We start from the raw sequence: 18279 nt of genomic DNA, 5'->3' as shown, positions 1-18279 counted from the left end.
ACCGGTCGCTGCGCCCGGCACGCAGCGCCGCGAGGACCCGCGCCCGGCCTATGTGGACCGGGTGCTGTCGCTGGTCGATCCGGCCACGTTCCGCCCCCTGACGGTTCTGGTCAATGCGGGCAATGGCGTGGCAGGGCCGACCTTTGATGCCATCGCTGCACGGCTGGAGGGCAGCCCGCTGCGCTTTGTCCGGATGCATCATGACCCGGACTCCAGCTTTCCCAACGGCATTCCCAACCCGCTGCTGGCCGAAAACCAGCCTGTCACCGGGGATGCGGTGCGCCGCCATGGGGCCGATATCGGTATCGCCTGGGATGGGGATTTCGACCGTTGTTTCCTGTTTGACGAAACCGGTGCGTTTATCGATGGCGAATACATCGTCGGGCTTCTGGCCGCCGCCTTCCTTGTGCGTGAGCCGGGCGCGAAGATTGTCCATGACCCGCGGGTGATGTGGAACACGCTGGATGTGGTCGCCAAGGGTGGCGGCGAGGCTGTCATGTCACGCACCGGTCATGCGCTGATCAAGGCGAAGATGCGCGAGGCCGACGCGGCCTATGGCGGCGAGATGTCGGCGCATCACTATTTTCGCGAATTCATGTATTGCGACACGGGTATGATCCCCTGGCTGCTGATCGTCGCGCATATGTCCGATACGGGCCGGGCGCTGTCGGATCTTGTGGCGGACATGCGCAGCGCGTTCCCATCCTCGGGCGAGATCAATTTCCGCCCCGATGATCCGGCGGCGGCTGTTGCGCGGGTCGAGGCGGTGTTTCTGGACAAGGCGCAGGGCGTGGACCGGCTTGACGGGCTGAGCTGCGATTTTGGCGATTGGCGGTTCAACCTGCGTTCGTCGAACACCGAACCTGTACTGCGGCTTAATGTTGAAACGCGCGGCGACCGGGATCTTCTGGCCCGGCAGGTCGCACAGCTTGAGGCGCTGATCGTCCCGTCGCGGGGCTGACACATGGCATGGGGCCCGCGCGCACAAGGTCTGGCCGCGGGTCTGGTGCTTGTTCTTGGGGCGGGTCTGGTGCTGCGCGGCACCGGACCGGCACCGGGAGACAGGGCCATTCCCCCCCTGGCCAGCCCGCCCGCCACGTTGCAGATCGCAGCTTTTGGCACCAGCCTGACCGCGCGCAACGCCTGGCCCGATGGGCTACAGGCCGCGTTGCGCGCCTGCCTGATGCAGCAGGTTCAGGTGGACCGGGTGGCCGGTGTGGGGCAGGGGTCGCAATGGGGTCTGGCGCAGGTGTCGCAAGTGGTGGCGCTGCGGCCCGATATTGTTCTGATCGAGTTTACCGCCAATGATGCGGATCTGCTGGATGGTGTGAGCGTGGCGCGCAGCCGCGCACAGCATGCCCAGATCCTCGCCGAGTTGCGCCGGGATCTGCCCGAAGCCCGGCTGGTCCTGATGACAATGAATCCGGTCTCGGGGTGGCAGCGGGTCAAGCGCCTGCGCCTTGGCGCCTATCACGCCATGTATCGCAAGCTGGCCCGCGACGCGGATGTGGGTCTTGCCGATCTGACGCCGCGCTGGAACGTGGCGCCGCAGGACCTGCGCCATGCGCCCGACGGGCTGCATCCGACAGGCGCCGCCACGCAGGTCGTGGTGACACCGGCCCTGACCGGCCTGATTGGCCAGGCCATGGGGCAAAGCTGCGGGCCGCCGGTCTAAGCTCTTGTTTCAGCTTTTCAAATCTGGGTGAAAGCGGCCCACCCCAACGGAGCGGAACCCGGCCGCTTTCAGCGAGTCCGGAGAATAGACATTGCGCAGATCCGCCATTGCCGGGGTCCGCATGACCGACGCAAGCTGGGTCAGGTCCAGCGCGCGGAAGGCGTTCCATTCGGTCAGGACGACCACGGCATCGGCGCCCTGTGCTGCGTCATAGGCATCGTCGTGCCAGCTTACGCCGGGCAGAAGCTCTGCACCCTCGCGGCGACCCAACGGATCGGCCACCCGCACTTCGGCCCCGCCGCCCACAAGGGCAGGCACCACGGTCAGGCTTGGCGCTTCGCGCATATCGTCGGTTTCGGGCTTGAAGGTCACGCCCAGCACCGCCACCCGGCGCCCGTTGAACGAGCCGCCCAGCAGGTCGCGGATTTTTTCCACCATGCGCCGTTTCACGGCCTCGTTCACTGCGATGACGGTTTCGGTGATCGCCATGGGGCTGCTGTGTTCCTGCCCGATCCGTGCCAGCGCGCGGGTATCTTTGGGAAAGCACGATCCGCCATAGCCCGGCCCCGCATGCAGGAATTTCGACCCGATCCGGCCATCGCGGCCCATGCCATTGGCCACCTCTTTCACATCTGCGCCGACCTTTTCACACAGGGCGGCGATTTCGTTGATGAAAGTGATCTTCGTGGCGAGAAACGCATTGGCGGCGTATTTGATCATCTCGGCGGATTCGAGCCCGGTATACAGGATCGGTGTGTCGCGCAGCGAAAGCGGGCGGTAGATGTCTGCCATCACGCGGCGGGCCCGGTCGCTTTCTGCACCGACCACGACCCGGTCCGGGCGCATGAAGTCACCGATTGCCGCGCCTTCGCGCAGGAATTCAGGGTTGGAGGCGATGTCGAAATCAGCCTGCGGGTTGGTCTCTGCGATGATCCGGCCCACCTCGCGATTGGTGCCCACAGGAACGGTGGACTTGGTACAGATGACGGCCGGGCCGGTCAGCGCGCGGGCGATGTCGCGCGCGGCCGCATAGACATATGTCAGGTCCGCATGACCGTCGCCGCGGCGGCTGGGCGTGCCGACAGCGATAAAAATGGCATCCGCGCCATCCATTGCCGCGGCCAGATCGGTGGTGAAAGACAGATGCCCCGCGGCGACGTTCTGGGTGATGAGCGCCTCGAGACCAGGTTCATAAATTGGCAAACGGCCGACATTCAGACCGGCAATCTTTTCGGCTGACGTGTCGACACAGACAATGTCATGGCCAAAATCTGACAGGCAGGCCCCAGAGACAAGCCCCACATATCCCGCGCCGATCATTGCAATTTTCATGTTTGTTCCTTTTGCTTTGGTACTTGGCGCCCGTGGGAAACAGCAGAATATGACGCTATTGCGGTGAGTGGCAATTTGTATTCGAACTTAGGCACCGGGCTCATGAAACTCGATCCACAGCTTGATGGACGCCAGTTTGATCATCGACAAGAACGTGCGTGACGCTTTCTCGTACCGTGTTGCGATGGACCCGACATGGGCGGCACGCTGGTGCGCACGACTGGCATGGTGCGGGCCCGCGAAAACGGTCAAAAATCGAGGTGCCCCGAAAGCTGTTTGTGATTTTGATGGCCGGTTTGGCCCAGCTTTTTTCCTACGCTTCACTCGTTCAGGTGGACTTGTGACCGGGATCAGGACTTGGCACTTTCATGTTAGTCCATGGAACCGTAGGAAGGCAGTCATACCAGAAAGGTGGGCCCGAATGCAGATGGATATGGAGCCAGTCTATGAATTCGGCCTCAAGAACGTGATGGACTGCCACACGGCCGATTTGCGCAATGTTTATCACCCCGCCGACGTTCTGGCGGTTGGCTTCTCCAGGTGCGAGGGGGAGGAACACTGATGCGGGTCTTCATCACGGGCACAGCCGGGTTCATCGGCTACCATTTGGCTGACAGTTTGCTGCGCTCGGGTGCTGTGGTCCATGGCTATGACGGCATGACTGATTATTACGACGTTGCGCTGAAACGCGCGCGCCATGACAAGCTGGCCCGGCACCCTGGGTTCACCGCGACCGAGGGCCTCCTCGAAGATGCCGTCACCCTGGAGACGGCTATGGCCTCCTCTGCGCCCGACGTGGTGGTGCACTTGGCCGCGCAGGCTGGGGTGCGGTATAGTATCGAGAACCCCCGCGCCTATTTGGATGCCAATATCGTCGGCAGCTTCAACGTCCTGCAGGCTGCACTAGACCAGCGTGCAGGGCATCTGCTGATGGCATCGACGAGTTCGGTCTATGGTGCAAATGACGAGATGCCCTATCGCGAAACCCAGAAGGCAGACACCCAGATGTCCTTCTACGCTGCTACCAAGAAGGCCGCCGAGGCGATGTGTCATTCCTGGGCGCATATCCACGGCATGCCGATCACCATGTTCCGGTTCTTTACCGTTTATGGTCCGTGGGGGCGGCCCGACATGGCATTGTTCAAGTTTACCGACGCGATACTGGCGGAACGGCCCATCGATGTTTACAATCATGGCCGGATGTATCGCGACTTCACCTATGTGGATGATTTGGTGCGCGGCATTCGCGGGTTGATCAACGTGCCCCCGCCAACACCCGATGCCCGGGCAGGTGCTGGGGCGAAGTACATTGCCATCCCCGGTGACAGCCTGTCGCCGGTTGCGCCGTACAGAATTGTGAATATCGGAAATTCAAGCCGGGTATTGCTGGACGATTTTATCACAGAAATTGAGGCCGCGACTGGAAAGACCGCGCAGCGCAACTTCATGCCCATGCAGCAAGGTGACGTACCAGCGACCTGGGCCGATGCCGCGCTGCTGGAAGCCCTGACTGGATATCGCCCGCAGACGGATATAGCGACGGGTGTGGCGCGCTTCGTAGACTGGTTTCGCGACTATTACAGGCGCTGAGGCTGCCCGGCAGGATACCCAAGTTGTTGACTGGAGCGGCGAGCCAGGGTCAGGCCTCGTTCTCGTTTCATAGCCGGTAGATGACGGTTGCGGCCAGAGCGGTTACAGCAACAGTCCCGTAAAAAGGGAGCCGGGGCGCAAGAGCGCCCCAGCTTTTGATCTTACGACCCGGACCCGATCAGGCCCATGCTTTCAAGTTTCAAAAGCACCTGCTGCGCGCAGTAATCGACATCGGTGCCTTCGGTTTCCAGGCGCAGCTCAGGGTTTTCAGGGACGTCATAGGGATCGGAGATTCCTGTGAATTCCTTGATCTTGCCTTCGCGGGCCAGTTTGTAGAGGCCCTTGCGGTCGCGCCGTTCGCATTCCTCGATCGTGGTGGCGACATGGACTTCGACAAAGGCGCCGAACGCTTCGATGTCTTCGCGCACGGCGCGGCGAGTGGAGGCATAGGGGGCGATTGGCGCACAGATCGCGATGCCACCGTTCTTGGTGATCTCGGAGGCGACATAGCCGATCCGGCGGATGTTGATGTCCCGGTGTTCCTTGGAGAAGCCAAGTTCCGACGACAGGTGCTTGCGGACCAGATCGCCATCCAGAAGCGTCACGGGGCGACCGCCCATTTCCATCAACTTGACCATCATCGCGTTGGCGATGGTGGATTTGCCCGAGCCGGAGAAGCCGGTGAAGAAGACGGTAAAGCCCTGCTTGTCACGGGGCGGCGATGTGCGGCGCAGTTCCTTGACCACATCGGGGAACGAGAACCATTCAGGGATTTCCAGACCTTCGCGCAGACGGCGGCGCAGTTCGGTGCCCGAAATGTTCAGAACGGTCACGCCTTCTTCGATCTCGTCTGCCGGTTCGTACTGGGCGCGTTCCTGCACATAGACCATGTGCTTGAACGGAACCATTTCGACGCCGATCTCTGCTTCGTGTTCGCGGAACAGTTCTTGCGCGTCATAGGGGCCGTAGAAATCTTCACCGGCAGAGTTCTTGCCGGGGCCGGCGTGGTCGCGGCCAACGATGAAGTGCGTCACACCGTGGTTGCGGCGGATCAGGCCGTGCCAGACGGCTTCGCGCGGGCCGGCCATGCGCATGGCAAGGTTCAGCAGCGACATGGTGGTGGTGGCGGCGGGGTACTGGTCCAGCACCGCTTCATAGCAACGCACGCGGGTGAAGTGGTCCACATCGCCCGGCTTGGTCAGGCCCACGATCGGGTGGATCAACAGGTTGGCCTGGCATTCCTTGGCGGCGCGGAAAGTCAGTTCCTGGTGCGCACGGTGCAGCGGGTTGCGGGTCTGGAAGGCCACGACCTTGCGCCAGCCGAGTTTGCGGAAATAGGCGCGCAATTCGTTGGGCGTGTCGCGGCGGGCGCGGAAGTCATAGTGCATCGGCGATTGCAGGCCGGTCACCGGGCCGCCCAGATAGATCTTGCCGGCTGTGTCGTGCAGATAGGCCACGGCAGGGTGGGCCTTGTCATCGGCGCCAAAGACCTTTTCGGCTTCGAGCGCTTTGTCGGGAGCCCAGTTATCCGTGACGTTCATCACGGCAAGGATCACACCTTCGGGGTCGCGCAGGGCGATGTCCTGACCGGGTTCGATGGATTCGGCGAATTTCTCGGACACGTCGAGCGTGATGGGCATTGGCCAGAGCGTGCCGTCAGCCAGGCGCATGTTGTCGACAACACCGTCATAATCGGCCTTGCTCAGGAAACCGGTCAGTGGGTTGAAGCCGCCGTTCATCAACAATTCCAGATCGCACATTTGGCGCGCGGTCAGATCCCAGGAAGGCATATTGCCTGCGTCAAGCTTCAGCTTTTGCGCGCTCTCCGGTGAGATGTAGAGTTCGGGAATGGGGGTGTGAGGCAACTTTGTCATGGGATAACTTTCAACTGATAGGCTTCAAGTGCGCTCTACCAAAGCGGGCAGGCACTGGCAAAGCGACAAATGGGTTGGTACGTTAACAGTGACCGTTGAGCCACGGCATATGGATGTTGTTTCGGGCGGTTTATGACCGGTCATTACGGTTCAATGCGGTGACCAGTTCCCTGGCGATGATCGACGCCCCGAAGTTGGTCAGGTGATCGTCGTCGTAATACAGGGGCTTGCCGTCCAGGGCGTTCAGGCAACGCTTTGTTCCAGCATCACACAGCAGCTTGTCGGGGCGCACGGCCCGCGTGCCGGGGGGCAGGGTTGCATCATAAAGATCGATGATCGCGCTGTTGCGCTGCTCATAGGCGGACAGGGCCGTATCAAGTGTCGCCTCCGCCCCTTCGAACGCCATGCGCTTGGCCATGGTCTGCGGCACGCTCCATCCCGCTTCGGGCACGGGGTAGATCACCGTCAGGTCACTGTCGAAGCTGCTCCAGCGGGCGACGCCTTGTTCAAAGGCGGCCTTGAAGGCTTCGAAATCGCTGGCGGTTCCGGGCAGGCCAAGACCGGCGCGGTCGAACACGATTGGTTCGTGGCCGTGTTCATGGCCGCCTTCGCCATTGTCGAAACCAGGCAGGAACAGCCGTTGTGGGCGCATGGCGACAACCAGATGATCCCGGTCTGCATCGGTCGTTTCCAGATAGTGCATCACCCGTTCCACCGCTTCGCGGCACAGCCGGACCGTCTTGGTGTAACCGGGCAGGGGCTGACAGCCGGTAAGGGTGACCTGCTCGGCCGTGTAGCCCGCTTCGTTAAGCGCTTTGATCATGGCATAGGCCATGGCCCCGGCATGGCTGTCGCCGATGATGGTGACGGTGCCGCGCGACGGTATCGACGGATCGGGCGGGAACACGCAGTCAGGGTTGGGCAGGGCGGGCAGGCTGCCCCGTGTCTGGGCGCGGAACTGACAGGTGTCGCGGTACGGGTTGGTGTCTTGAGTTGCGGCCAGAACGGCATGGATGCCGGGCGCAAAGCGGTTGGGGAAACCCTGGTTCAAGGCACCGATCAGCCCAATCGCGATGAAGGCGACCATGCCCACGGCCGAATAGGTGAAGATACTGCGCTGCGAGACCAGCGGCGCGCCGTCACCCCCGCGCACCCGAAAAGGCTGCTCGATGAACCGCCAGGACAGCCATGCAAGCCCGAAGGTGACCACGGCAAGCACCATCATCAGGGCCATTGATGGCTCGCCGATACTGCGCAGCCGGGCAAAGGCGAACAGTGGCTGGTGCCACAGATAGGCGCTGTAGCTGACCAGCCCGATGGCCACGACCCCGCGCAGGGACAACAGGCGTGCAACCCATGTGCCGGGGGCCGCGCAGGTCACGATCAGCGCCGTGCCCACAACCGGCAGCAGCGCCCAGACGCTGGGGAACGGCACGCTGTCATCATAGGCGAAGATTGCCACCACGATCATTGCCAGCCCGGCCCCGGACAGCAGGTCATGGCGCCACGGCCCGCCACGCCGGGAGAGCAGGAAGGCGCAGATCGAGCCTGCAAACAGCTCCCACGCCCGCGTTGCGGCGAAATAGAAGTTCAGGTTGGCGTGGTTGCGCCAGCCATATTCGCTCAGCGCAAGGCTGAGCAGGGACAGCGCGCAGATCAACCAGAACGTCTTGTTCCGGCCAAAGCGCCACATCACCGCCAGCATCAATGGAAAGAGCATGTAATACTGCTCTTCCACGGCCAGGCTCCAGGTATGCAGCAGCGGGTTCAGTTCCGAATCGGCTGCGAAATAGTCGCTTTCCCGCCAGAACAACATGTTCGACACGAAAAACATGACCGAAACCACGCTGCGGCCGAACAAGGCAAGCTGTTCGGGCAGCATCCAGATCCAGGCGAAGGGCAGGCAGGCCAGCATGACCGTGAAAAGTGCGGGCAAGATCCGCCGCGCCCGGCGCTCGTAAAAACGCAAGATGCTGAATCGTCCCTGCTCCAGTTCCCGGATCAGGATGCCGGTGATCAGATAGCCACTGATGACAAAGAAAATATCGACACCGACATAGCCGCCCGAAAAGACGGACAAACCGGCGTGAAAAAGTATGACGGGAACAACAGCCACCGTTCGAAGGCCGTCAATCTCGGGGCGATACTGCATGTAATCATCAACTCTCGCTAGTGGCGTCAACCGAATGCGCTGGTGTCGGAAGGAGGCGTTGCTACGGCCTCAGGCGCCCAGTTTGCGGCGCAGCTTGCGACTCAGCCGGGCCATGGGACTGTTGAATTTCTGCAATTCTGCGTCCCGTTCCGATATTTGCGTTGCCGTCAGCGTGGGCGCAGGCGCGATCGGCGCCTTGCGATCTGGCGCATACCCGAACCTGTCAAAATCGCGGGCATAGATTTCTGCGATCCGCGCGATGTCCCATTCGCTTGGCCGGGTGCGTTCACCGCTGACCTTGGCATAATTCCCGCGCTCGTTGATTCGCGGGAAGGCGCGCGGCCCGGAACAGTCGCCGGTCAGTGCATCGAACCAGGGCACCAACGGATCAAGCCCGTGTTCCATGTGAAAGACGGCGGCGCCTTCGGGTACGATGTCATCCATGGGGCGAACATGGTTATCGAAGGCGAACAGGTTTTCCGCGGACCGTTCAGGAAGGTCTTCCAGCCATTCGGTGAAGGGCAGGTTTCCGGGGATGCAGTTTTCGACTTCCAACTGGAAGTGATACGCGCTCACGATGCGATCCACAGGGTGGCGCACAATGGTGAAGCAGGCATCGAAAAAACCTTCTGGAAACAATCGGCCAAGGCTGACGCGGTCGATATGCTGGGGCGATGTGCGTGACCAGACGCCGCGGGGATCATGCCGTGTGAACTGGTTGTCATGAAAAGCAAGCAGCCCGAAGCGTTCCGTCAGATACCAAGACACCGCTGACCCGCCACATTTTGGCACATGGGCATAAAGGGCAAGTTTGTCGTTCGCCCGGAAAATGGGCATGGCGTGAAACCTCCGCGTTACTTCTGCTTCGCCACCGTATCAGGTGGACCCGCGCAACTATAAATACTCATAGACCCTTGCCAGCGAAAGCGTTCTGACGCAGGTCTGCGCCGTACCCGAAAGGGCTGGCCTGTGCCCTACATGCCGCGATTGTATCATGGATGTCGAGAAGGGCCGGAATAACCGGGTGCAATTCTGGGCACATGAGCCTATAAATTGATCGTCCCGCCCGCGGGGCGCCTGTCCTAAGTATAGAGCATGAGAGGTCTGTTCATGAAAACTCGCCACGCCCTTCCGGTCGTTGCCTTGGCGATTCTCGCCCCAAGCTTGGCGCAGGCCTATATCGGCCCCGGCGCAGGGATATCTGCCATCGGTGCCGCCTTGGCCTTGTTGGCTGCCGTGTTCTTCGCAATCGTTGGATTTGTTTGGTACCCGGTCAAGCGCCTGCTGCGTAAACGCAAGGCTGCAAACACGCCCGCACCCGGTGAAACCAAGCCCGGCGAGTGATGCCTTTGCCGTTGCAGGGTGCCGTCAGGCCCCCTTGCGCGACAACAGCAGCCCTTGCCGTGTGCAATATTTGCCGCCACAACAGCTTAAAGGCGGGCAATGTGCCCGTCTCCACTTTTTTTACGAGCGAACCTTCGTACCATGGATAAAGCAAGCGTCACGCAGGAATTGACTGAAATTTTCGAGGACGTAATGGACCTCGATGAGGTCACACTCGAAGATGGCACCACAGCCAACGACATCGAAGAATGGGACAGCCTGAGCCATGTGCGCCTTATTATCGCCATTGAGCGGCATTATGGCATCAAGTTTTCCAACGCCGAGATCGAAAGCCTCAAGCAGTTTGGGGATATTGTCGCGTTGGTTCTGACAAAGGCGGCCTGAGCGGCCGCTTTCCGTTCGCAAGAGGTTCCCGTTATGTCTGACCTGTCTTTGGGCAAGCTGCCTTGGCTGCGGCCTGTGCCATCCGATTTTCGCGCCCGTCTTAAGGCGATCAGGGCATCTGCCTCCGAGGTTGGTGCTGATGCCACCTTGGCCGATCTGGCAGCCCTGTTGCTTTACGATCTCGACATCGACAAGCTGACGGCGGCCGACCGCGTTCTGACGGCAGCGGCCCCGCAAGCCACCGCCGCCTCTGGGCTGAGCCGGGTGCGGATGGCGCTTTTGTCGCAAGCCACGACCGATTATATTGCTCCGGCCATCCGGGCCAGCGCCCTGCGCCACGGTGTTCTGGTGGACACTTATGTGCCGCCCTACGGGCAAGCCATGGCCGAAGTTATGGACCCAAGCAGCGATCTGCATGCCTTTGCGGCCGACATTGTTCTGGTGGCCGAAACTGCGCAAAGTCTGGGACTGACGCAATCGTTCATCGCGCCGGACGATGGCCGCGCCGCGGTGGACCGGGCGATGGCAACCGTGCGCGCCCTGGTCGAAGGGGCCCCGCGCGGGGCAACCGTGATCTTGCAGACCATTCCCCTGCCTGCCGATCCATGGGCGGGGCAGATGGACCGCCGCGCACCAGGGGCCTTGGCCGCGCAAGTGGCTGCGGTCAATGCCGCCATGGCCGATCTGTGCGACACGCATGCCGCAGTGCTGTTCGATGCCGATGCATTGGCGGCCCTGGCTGGTCGGTCGGGCTGGTTCGACGCGGCCCTGTGGCAGCGCGCCAAGCAACCTTTCGCATTGGAATTCGTGCCGCTTTACGGCGACAAGCTGGCCCAAGTGCTGCGCGCGATCCGGGGACGGTCGGCGAAGTGCCTTGTGCTTGATCTCGACAATACCTGCTGGGGCGGGATCATTGGCGATGATGGGGTTGAAGGCATCGCCATCGGGCAGGGGTCTGCCACGGGAGAGGCGTATCTTGCGCTGCAACAGTACGCCCTGAGCCTGAAGGCACGCGGTGTTGTGCTTGCGGTGTGTTCCAAGAACGAAGAAGCGGCCGCAAAGCTGCCCTTCGAAAAGCACCCGGATATGGCGCTGCGGCTCGACGATATCGCCGTTTTCGTGGCCAACTGGACTGACAAGGCTTCCAACCTTGCCCATATCGCGAAGGTGCTCAATATCGGCATCGACGCCCTGGTTTTCCTGGATGACAACCCGGCGGAACGCGAACGCGTCCGGCAGATGCTGCCGCAGGTGAATGTCCCCGAGGTGAGCGCCGATCCGGCCGGGTATCCGGCGGCCATCGCGCAGGGCGGATATTTCGAAACCGTGGGCCTGTCGGCGGATGACGCACAGCGCGCCGAACAGTACCGCGCCAACGCGCAACGCGCCGTGGCCATGGAAACGATTGGCGATTACGATTCCTATCTCGCCTCGTTGGATATGGTCTGCACGCTGGCGCCGTTCGATCGTACCGGGCGCACCCGCATCGCGCAGTTGATCAACAAGTCCAACCAGTTCAACCTGACCACCCGGCGCTATACCGAAGCGGATGTGGCCGCGATGGAAACCGACCCGGACATTTTCACGCTGCAGGTCCGGCTGACGGACAAGTTCGGCGATAACGGGATGATTTCCGTGGTGATCTTCCGCAAGGGCCCCGAAGAATGGGTCTGTGATACGTGGCTGATGTCTTGCCGGGTGCTGAAGCGCCGCGTGGAAGAAGCCGCGCTGGCGGTTGTGGCGGAAGCGGCCCGCGCCGCAGGGGCCAAACGCCTTGTGGGCGACTACCTGCCCAGCCCGAAAAACGCGATGGTGTCCGAACATTTTGCCAAACTGGGTTTCACAGAGGTTGGATCCATTGGGGAAGGCGGCACCCGGTGGGCGCTGGAACTGTCAGATATTGACGCGCCGGATTTGCCGATGTCCGTGACCGTGCACGACACCGTGCCCGCATGACGCGTTGAGCGAGGGCGGGCGGTGCTGTTCAATTCACTTGAGTTTGTTTTTCTGTTCCTGCCCTTCACTCTGGCAGGCTATTATCTGCTGATCCGGGCCGGGTTGCGCGACTGGATCTTTCTGTTCCTCGTCAGTGCATCTTTGGTGTTCTACGCGGTTTGGAACCCGCCCTATGTGCTGCTGCTGATTGCGTCCATGCTGGCCAACTATGCGGTCGGGCTGGGGTTGGAACGGTTGCGCGGGCGCGGGCAAGCCAGCCTGATGGCGTTGGGGATCGTGCTCAACGTGGCGGTGCTGTTCTATTTCAAGTACGCCAACTTCTTTGTCGACAACCTGAATGCGGTGTCCGGGGCCAACTATACGCTGGAACGGATTCTGCTGCCGTTGGCGATTTCGTTCTATACGCTTCAGCAAATCGCCTTTCTGGTCGATGTGGCGCGCGGCGAAGTGCGGCCCACCGGCGTCTGGCGCTATGCCACGTTCGTGATCTTCTTCCCCCAACTGATCGCCGGGCCAATCGTCCATTACAAGGAAATGATGCCGCAGTTCTTTGGCCGGCGGCTGGGGCGCTTTGCGACAGCGAACCTGACCGTGGGGTTGGCGATCTTTGCCATCGGGCTGTTCAAGAAAACCGTGATTGCCGATAGCGCGGCGGCCTTTGCAACGCCGGTCTATGACATGGCGGCAGGGGGCGAGACGATCGGCCTGCTGGCGGCGTGGCGGGCAGCGATCTGTTATACGATCCAGCTGTATTTCGACTTTTCAGGCTATTCGGATATGGCGCTTGGGCTGGCACGGATGTTCGGGATCAAGCTGCCGCCGAACTTTCATTCCCCGCTGCGGGCCGCGTCGATCATCGAATACTGGCGGCGCTGGCATATCACGCTGCAGCAGTTCATCGTCGCCTATATGCACCAGCCGCTTGTGGTGCCGCTGACCCGGTTCGGGGCGGAACGTGGCTATGGCAAATGGCAGATGTTCGCCCTGACCACGGCCGCGCCGACAATCATGCTGTTCCTCGTGATCGGTTTCTGGCACGGCGCGGCGTGGACCTTTGTGGTGTTCGGCGGGATGCATGGCATCTATTTGTCCGTGAACGAATTCTGGCGCACCTACCGGCGCAAGCGGCGCAAGAAGAACAAGCCCGGACCGCGCGACATGGTGTTCTACCATCTGCTGACGCTGGTCTGCGTGGCCGCGGCCAATGTGGTGTTCCGCGCCGAGGGTGTGGACGATGCGATCCGGATCTGGGCCGGGATGATGCGGTTTTCCGATCTGGCCGCGCTGCCTTCGGTGCTGCCTGCCAACGCCGCCGAGGCGCTGACCGAACCGATGCTCTTCATTCTGGTGGCCGTGTCGCTGATCGCCTTCTTTCCCAACACACAGCAGATCATGGGGCGGTATCATCCGATCCTGGGCTGGGCAAAGTGGCGGGCAGTGGCGTTGCCGACAATCGCGTTCCGCTGGCGGCCGAGCCTGCCTTGGGCGGTGATCACAGGGGTGGTCTTGTTCCTTGGCGTTGCGTTCATCAGCCGCGGGCAGACTGAATTCATCTATTTCAACTTCTAGGCAGGTCGCATGGCATCCGATTCCGGCGCACACGCCGACGCTCTTTCCCACTCAGGCACGCTGCCCCGGCGGCGTGGTCGGTTCCTTGGCGTGGTCGCGGCGACCTTTGCGGCCTGCATGGTGCTGTCCGTGGCGCTGCCGCATGATCCGTATATCCGCTATCAATCCTTCAAAGGCACGATCTTCGACCGCCTTAGCTGGGTGTATGATCGCTTGTATCATGACAATACGCCGATTGATGTGCTGTTCATCGGATCATCGCGCACGGCGCGGGGGGCCAATGCCGCCGCGATCGAAGCAGAGCTGGCCGAGATCGGCCGCCCTGAATTGCGTGTTGCCAATATTTCCGAACCGGCTTCGGGGATGGATATTCGCCTGACCAAGCTGCGCGACGCCCTGCGCGCCCATCCCGAGATCAGGCTGGTGGTTCTGGGCATGGTCGAAGCCTTGCCCCGCGACGGACATCAGGCCTTTGGCGATCTGGCCACGGCCGGTCAGGTTCTGACAGCGCCTTGGGTCATCAACCGCACCTTGCCCGAGAACCTTGCCGCGCTGCCCTTCCGGCAGATCGAACTGGCTCTGGCCAGCCGGTTGCCCGATGCGTTCGGCTATCGCGCGGCCTTCGATCCAGATGCCTATCCCGGCCCGACGCCGGATCACCGCGATTTCAACGATGCCAACTGGAGAGAGATCGAAGCCGCCAAACTGAGCAGCGCGCCGCGCCACGCCGCCGAACTGGCCGCAGAAAGCGTCATGCGCCGCCGCGAAATCACGCCGCCGGTCCTGCCCGACGCGCTGGCCTGGGCGGAATTTGGTGTGTCACGCAGCTATCTGCAGGACATGGCCCGTTTGCTGGAAGACGAAGGGGTCGAGATGGCCTTCGTGTTCCTGCCTTTTTATGATGGGTATGACGAACCGCTTGATGCCGATTATCTGCGCAGCGTCGCGCCGATCTGGTCGGCGGCTTTCATGCGGGAAACCCCGATGAATTATTTTGATGCGGCCCACGCCTCGCAGCATGGTATTGACCTTTTGGCGCCCTGGTTCGCGCGCCGCATTGCCGACACTCTGGAGCCTGCCCGATGACCCTTTTGACCGACACTCCGAAATTGCACCATGTCGGCGTGATCCAGCCCGACATGGAGGCCGCCGAAGCTTATATGGCGCTGTTCAACCATGCCGAAGATTATCGCGGCTATGTCCCTGCCTTTGAATGCTGGTGCATCTTTCTCAAGGCGCCTGCCGGACAGGCCGCCGTTGAACTGGTGGTGCCCACGGGCGGGCCGCTGATGAAATTCAACCGCGGGGCAGGGGGCTTGCATCACTATGCATTCGAAACCCCCGATCTGGCCGGATTGCAGGCCGAATTCGCAACCCGCGATGTGCGCATGCTGGAGCCGGAACCCGTGCAGGGCGCGGGCAACTTCCTGTGCAACTTCCTGCACCCGGTATCGACCCGCGGTGTGATCGTGGAATATGTGCAGCCGCTTGGCCCGGAGAAAGACGCATGACCGAGGGCGCCCCGCAGACCCAGCCCTATCGCAAGGTGCGCCGCACCGGGCTGAACCGCCTTTCGGGCTTGCGCAACATCATCATTGACCTGCTGCGCGCCTATTACACGCGCGTCTGGGGGATGGACTTGCATCCGACGGCGCAATTTTCGCTTTCGGCAAAATTCGACAGAACCTTTCCCAAAGGCGTGCATGTGGGCAAACAGTCCTATGTCGCGTTTGAATCCCGCCTGTTGTGCCATGACCGCACCCGCGGGCTGTATCTTCATACACGGGTGGGCGAGAATTGCTTCATCGGCGGGCGCAGCCTGATCCTGCCCGGTGTTGAGATCGGCGATAACTGCGTCGTGGGCGCGGGATCGGTGGTCACCAAATCCGTTCCTGCCGGCTGTGTGGTGGCTGGCAATCCCGCGAAGATCCTGCGCGAGGGAATCAAAGTCGGCCCGTATGGGCGTTTTGCGGATGCGGACGCCACCGAAAGCCGCCTTGCCGAAGAGGGTCTCGGCTGAGGCAATCTGGATAGATTTGCGTATTTCCGCCGTATTTTTGTGCGGAAAACGGCTTATCTCAGGCGCTAATCCACCTAAGCTGACCATGCTGGAAAAAGTGGGTTGCTTGTACGGAGCGCGGCGATGCAACTTACGCGAGCATTAAATGCTGCCCGGTGGGCCACCGTTATTTTTTTGAACCTCGTTTTTGTTTCGGTTGTGTGGTGTGTTCCTGTCCCGGCTGTTGCCGCGTCGTCTGCCTTGCTGTCGGAGCTATTCCGAAACGAGTCGGCAGGAGACGATACAGCCATGACGACCCTTACAGTAAGTACCTCGGCAGAACTGATGGACGCCTTTGCGATGGCCCAGGATGGCGATCGGATCGAACTGGTATCCGGGGCGTATGAAACTGTGACCCTGGCGGGGCGTGACTTTGCGACCGGCATCACCATTGCCGCCGTAGATCCTGACATTCCCCCCATCCTGACCGACTCTTTGCACCTGATCGATGTGGCCGGGGTCACGATTCAGGACATAGATATTGATGCAGCACAGATCGCCCCCGAGGATGATCGCACCCGCGTAATGGTCGAAAACAGCGATCGCGTGGTGCTTAAGGACATGGTGATCGAAGGGTATATTCCCACCCGCACCGAGGGGCAGAACCCGGATTCCAAGTTCACCAATCGCAAAGAGGCCATCAGCGACTATGGATACGATATTGGTGTTCAGGTCCATGACAGTTCATCTGTCACCCTGAGCGGGCTGGAATTGTTCGATCTGCGTAGCGCGGTTGGGCTGCAAGATGCCTATGATACCGTCATTACCGGCGTCGATATTCACGATGTGCGCGAAGGCATCAACATGCACGACGTGCGCGGCGTCCTGATAGAAGACAGCGCATTTCACAATTTCAAACCGTGGAAACATGACAAGTCCAATTCGGATGATCACCCTGATATGATCCAGTTTTACGGGGCGAATTCGGTTTTTGGCGTGCATGATGTCACGATCAGCAACAACCAGTTCTGGCAAGACCCGGACGATCTGCACACCCAGACCATCTATGGCAGCCTCAGCGGGGAAAGCGGGTTCACCCACAGCAATTTCACCATCACGGGCAATACCATCGTCAACGGACACCTGAACGCCATTTCCATTTATGACGTGGACGGGGTCGTGATCGAGGACAATGTCATCCTGCCCAAGGACAATCTCGATGACGATCCGCTTCAGATTTATACGCCCGGGATTGTATTGGTGGGCAGCACCGATGCGCGGGTAGAGGGCAATACGTTTCTGGCCTATTCCAACGGCAAGGACGTGAAGGCGCCTGTCGACCAGTTGACAGATGGCAGCATCACGATCGGTACGAATACGATACTCTCTACCGATCCCGATAGCCCGTTGTTCTGGCGCACGGTTGCCGAACAGGTGGCTGCGGGCACCTGGACCTATGGCGGGGCCGATGCCCTTCCGACCGATATCGATGCGCAGTCGGTCGTGGGCGCGGCGCTGGACCTGGGCATGATCCAGAAAGACGCCCCGTCCGACGGCGGGTTTGTTTCAGGCGGGTTCGAAAATTCGGTGCTGCTGGGCAGTGCCTATGATGACGTTTTGCGCAGCAGCAACGCCGACAGCGTGATGCAGGGCAACAATGGTAGCGACAAATTCGTCTTCAACTTCCGCAACCCGGACGAAGGCGCGCTGCATGTGGTGGTGGATCTGGATTTTGACAAAGGCGATTTCCTGCAGATCATCGGCCCTGATGGCGGGTATATCGTGACCAGTGCCGACAGGCTTGTCGAGTTGGTGGAGGACGGCACCCTGACCGCGAGTGCCACGGCGTTCAGCAGCACCATCGTGTCCTTCTCAGACCTGCCAAGCCACCAGATCGAATTGATGGGCATGACACTGGAGGGTGCGGCCATGCCCACGGGCACGGATGCCGACGCGCTGATCAAGGCCGCGCTGGATCTGGGCATGGTGCAAGAAGACGCGCCGTCGGCAGGCGGTGTTGTCAAGGCGGGCAGCGCGGATTCGGTGCTGCTTGGCAGTGCCTATGACGACATCCTGCGCGGCAGTAACGACAACACGGTCATGATGGGCGCAGAAGGGGCGGACAAGTTTGTGTTCAACTTCCGCAGCCCGGACGATGACGGTGCCCTGCATGTCGTCTATGATCTGGATTTTGACGAAGGCGACTTCTTGCAGATCCTTGGCCCTGATGGCGGATATGTCGTGACCAGTGCCGACAGGCTGGCAGAACTGGTGACTGACGGAACCCTGACCACGGAGGCAACGTCATCCGGCGGCACTGTGATGGCCCTTACGGACCTGCCCAGCTACCAGATCGAATTGGCGTTTCAGCCAATGGACGAGTTGCTGGGCGGCCTGTAACGCC

17 protein-coding genes are annotated in these 18279 nt (G+C 61.0%); 12 read left to right on the top strand and 5 right to left on the bottom strand.

All coding sequences use genetic code 11. The annotated features are described in order from the left end of the window. The coding region (locus E2L05_RS13380) for a phosphomannomutase (protein ID WP_133343408.1) at positions 1 to 961 on the top strand (961 nt) is incomplete at its 5' end. Between the two features lie 3 nt (positions 962 to 964). After that, on the top strand, positions 965 to 1675 hold the full coding sequence (locus tag E2L05_RS13375; protein WP_133343407.1) for an SGNH/GDSL hydrolase family protein: 711 nt from the start codon (positions 965 to 967) through the stop codon (positions 1673 to 1675). Between the two features lie 9 nt (positions 1676 to 1684). Here the strand turns inward: E2L05_RS13375 and E2L05_RS13370 are convergent, their stop codons facing one another. Next, on the bottom strand, positions 1685 to 3007 hold the full coding sequence (locus E2L05_RS13370; protein WP_133343406.1) for a UDP-glucose dehydrogenase family protein: 1323 nt from the start codon (positions 3005 to 3007) through the stop codon (positions 1685 to 1687). 87 nt (positions 3008 to 3094) lie between these two features. Next, a complete protein-coding gene (locus E2L05_RS20805) occupies positions 3095 to 3259 on the bottom strand; it encodes a hypothetical protein (protein ID WP_165971765.1) in 165 nt (54 codons plus the stop codon). A 169-nt stretch (positions 3260 to 3428) separates the two neighbouring features. Here E2L05_RS20805 and E2L05_RS20800 point away from each other — a divergent pair, with 169 nt between their 5' ends. Together E2L05_RS20800 and E2L05_RS13365 are read left to right on the top strand one after the other, a co-directional pair. Beyond that, entirely contained in the window at positions 3429 to 3569 is a 141-nt protein-coding gene (locus E2L05_RS20800) for a hypothetical protein (protein WP_165971764.1), read from the top strand. Beyond that, a complete protein-coding gene (locus E2L05_RS13365) occupies positions 3566 to 4597 on the top strand; it encodes an NAD-dependent epimerase/dehydratase family protein (RefSeq protein ID WP_133343409.1) in 1032 nt (343 codons plus the stop codon). The genes E2L05_RS20800 and E2L05_RS13365 overlap by 4 nt, the downstream gene beginning before the upstream one ends. A gap of 161 nt (positions 4598 to 4758) precedes the next feature. Here E2L05_RS13365 and E2L05_RS13360 read toward each other — a convergent pair whose 3' ends face one another. The 3 genes from E2L05_RS13360 to E2L05_RS13350 all read right to left on the bottom strand — a co-directional run bounded on the left by E2L05_RS13360 (position 4759) and on the right by E2L05_RS13350 (position 9460). Then, complete coding sequence (locus E2L05_RS13360; protein WP_133343405.1) at positions 4759 to 6471, bottom strand: bifunctional sulfate adenylyltransferase/adenylylsulfate kinase; 1713 nt, start codon at positions 6469 to 6471, stop codon at positions 4759 to 4761. Between the two features lie 130 nt (positions 6472 to 6601). Beyond that, positions 6602 to 8623 (bottom strand): acyltransferase family protein, encoded by a 2022-nt coding sequence (locus tag E2L05_RS13355; protein WP_133343404.1) that lies wholly within the window; start codon positions 8621 to 8623, stop codon positions 6602 to 6604. Positions 8624 to 8692: 69 nt separating this feature from the next. Continuing rightward, positions 8693 to 9460 carry a sulfotransferase family 2 domain-containing protein gene (locus E2L05_RS13350; protein WP_133343403.1) on the bottom strand — a complete coding sequence of 256 codons (768 nt, stop codon included), beginning with the start codon at positions 9458 to 9460 and terminating at the stop codon, positions 8693 to 8695. A 273-nt stretch (positions 9461 to 9733) separates the two neighbouring features. Here E2L05_RS13350 and E2L05_RS13345 point away from each other — a divergent pair, with 273 nt between their 5' ends. The 8 genes from E2L05_RS13345 to E2L05_RS13310 all read left to right on the top strand — a co-directional run bounded on the left by E2L05_RS13345 (position 9734) and on the right by E2L05_RS13310 (position 18275). Further along, entirely contained in the window at positions 9734 to 9967 is a 234-nt protein-coding gene (locus tag E2L05_RS13345) for a hypothetical protein (protein WP_133343402.1), read from the top strand. A gap of 141 nt (positions 9968 to 10108) precedes the next feature. Then, positions 10109 to 10351, top strand: coding sequence for an acyl carrier protein (locus E2L05_RS13340; protein ID WP_133343401.1), 243 nt, complete (start codon positions 10109 to 10111; stop codon positions 10349 to 10351). Between the two features lie 33 nt (positions 10352 to 10384). Further along, the gene (locus tag E2L05_RS13335) at positions 10385 to 12307 is read left to right on the top strand and encodes an HAD-IIIC family phosphatase (RefSeq protein WP_133343400.1); all 1923 of its coding nucleotides are present in this window, start codon (positions 10385 to 10387) and stop codon (positions 12305 to 12307) included. A gap of 21 nt (positions 12308 to 12328) precedes the next feature. Beyond that, the gene (locus tag E2L05_RS13330) at positions 12329 to 13876 is read left to right on the top strand and encodes an MBOAT family O-acyltransferase (protein ID WP_133343399.1); all 1548 of its coding nucleotides are present in this window, start codon (positions 12329 to 12331) and stop codon (positions 13874 to 13876) included. Positions 13877 to 13885: 9 nt separating this feature from the next. Then, positions 13886 to 14962, top strand: coding sequence for a hypothetical protein (locus E2L05_RS13325; RefSeq protein ID WP_133343398.1), 1077 nt, complete (start codon positions 13886 to 13888; stop codon positions 14960 to 14962). After that, positions 14959 to 15387: a VOC family protein gene (locus E2L05_RS13320; protein ID WP_133343397.1), complete on the top strand. Its 429-nt coding sequence runs from the start codon at positions 14959 to 14961 to the stop codon at positions 15385 to 15387. Before E2L05_RS13325 ends, E2L05_RS13320 begins: the two co-directional genes overlap by 4 nt. Next, positions 15384 to 15896 (top strand): acyltransferase, encoded by a 513-nt coding sequence (locus tag E2L05_RS13315; RefSeq protein WP_133343396.1) that lies wholly within the window; start codon positions 15384 to 15386, stop codon positions 15894 to 15896. Before E2L05_RS13320 ends, E2L05_RS13315 begins: the two co-directional genes overlap by 4 nt. Before the next feature lie 288 nt (positions 15897 to 16184). Further along, the gene (locus E2L05_RS13310) at positions 16185 to 18275 is read left to right on the top strand and encodes a right-handed parallel beta-helix repeat-containing protein (protein ID WP_165971763.1); all 2091 of its coding nucleotides are present in this window, start codon (positions 16185 to 16187) and stop codon (positions 18273 to 18275) included. The last annotated feature ends 4 nt before the right edge of the window (positions 18276 to 18279 follow it).

Origin of the sequence: Meridianimarinicoccus aquatilis, assembly GCF_004358675.1 — a bacterium.
GTDB classification, from domain to species: domain Bacteria; phylum Pseudomonadota; class Alphaproteobacteria; order Rhodobacterales; family Rhodobacteraceae; genus Meridianimarinicoccus; species Meridianimarinicoccus aquatilis.
Note: the sequence above shows the minus strand (reverse complement) of the source record. Positions and strands in the feature narration are given on the sequence as shown.